The 1,476-nt window shown below is 74.1% G+C and carries 2 protein-coding genes; both read left to right on the forward strand.

The window, feature by feature from the left end:
- The coding region (locus tag ACF07B_RS37365) for an IPT/TIG domain-containing protein (RefSeq protein ID WP_392182196.1) at positions 1-668 on the forward strand (668 nt) is incomplete at its 5' end.
- A gap of 223 nt (positions 669-891) precedes the next feature.
- The gene (locus ACF07B_RS37370) at positions 892-1,359 is read left to right on the forward strand and encodes an Ig-like domain-containing protein (protein WP_392182197.1); all 468 of its coding nucleotides are present in this window, start codon (positions 892-894) and stop codon (positions 1,357-1,359) included.
- The last annotated feature ends 117 nt before the right edge of the window (positions 1,360-1,476 follow it).

Here is a 1,476-nt window from a genome sequence, read left to right on the forward strand (position 1 = left end):
GGACCACCGCCGTCGGCTTCGGCGGCACCCCCGCGACCTCCTACACCGTCAACTCGGCGACCCAGATCACCGCCGTCACCCCGGCCGGCACCGGCGCGGTGGCGGTCACCGCGACCACCCTCGGCGGCACCTCGGGGCCGGTGTTCTTCTACTACCTCAACGCGCCCTCACTGCTGTCCGTCTCGCCCACCAAGGGCCCTGCGTCCGGCGGGACCAGCGTGGTCCTCACCGGCGCCGGCCTCACAGGGACCACCGCCGTCGGCTTCGGCGGCACCCCCGCGACCTCCTACACCGTCAACTCGGCGACCCAGATCACCGCCGTCACCCCGGCCGGCACCGGCTCCGTCGCGTGCACCGTCACCGGTCCCGGCGGCACCAGCAACTCCGTCGTCTACACCTACCTGGCGGCGCCGGCGCTGACCGCGCTCTCGCCCGCGCAGGGGCCGACGGACGCGGGCGCCTCCGTGACCCTGACGGGCACCGGGCTGACCACGACCTTCGCGGTCCACTTCGGCACCGCACCGGCGGCCTTCTCCGTGGTGTCGGACACGACCGCGGTCGCGATCGCCCCGGCGGGTCCGGCGGGTCCGGTGCCGGTGAGCGTCACGACGTCGGGCGGCACCAGCAACTCGCTCACCTACCAGCGCGTCGCGCCTCCCGCGATCTAGCCGGTGCCACGGCACCGGCGCCATCGGCCCGCGCCACCGGCCCGCTCCAGCCCATTCGAGCGAGCCGGTGACTCGGGTGGGTCCGCCGGGACCCGCGCCTCCCGCACATGCCATCAGAAGCGGCCTAGGGTCACGCTCCGAACGGTTACGGCGAACCCCCGCCTGACAATCAGACCGAGGAGGCCCCTCAGTGAAACGGTGTCGTGCGCGCAAAGCCGGAGTCATGGTCGTCGTAGCGGCGGCGGCCACAGTGCTGTCCCTCGCTCCGTCGGCTGCCGCCGTCGATCAGTCGTCGACCACGGTCCAGGTCATCCCCTCCCCGGCGACGACCGGGCAACTGGTGACCCTCGACGCGACGGTGACCTGCAGCTCGAATCCGGACGGCGGCCTCGGCGTGTCGTTCTTCGACGGCGCGGACCTCCTCGCGACCGCACCCGTCTCCGCCGACGGGCACTCCTCACTGGTCACCGGTTTCACGACCACCGGAACACACACCATCGTGGCCGCCTACAACGGCGACGACAGCTGCGGCGCTTCGAGCGCCACCACTACCGTCACGGTGTCCCAGGCTCCGGCTCCCCCGGCCGCCGACCCGGGCTGCCTGCTGTGCGGGCTGATCGACTTCCACGTCGGGGACATCCACAACGAGGTCAACGTCGACAGCCACAATGTGACGCACATCCGCAAGTAAGCCCGGCCCGAGGGCCGCTGGTCGCGGGGGGGGGGGGGGGGGGGGGGCGGGGGGCCCCCCCCCCCCGGGGGGGGGGGGGGCCGGGGCGGCGGGGGGCGGGGGGGCGCCACGGCGCGG

The organism is Streptomyces sp. NPDC015532, from assembly GCF_043078065.1.
In the GTDB taxonomy this organism is placed as follows: Bacteria; Actinomycetota; Actinomycetes; order Streptomycetales; family Streptomycetaceae; genus Streptomyces.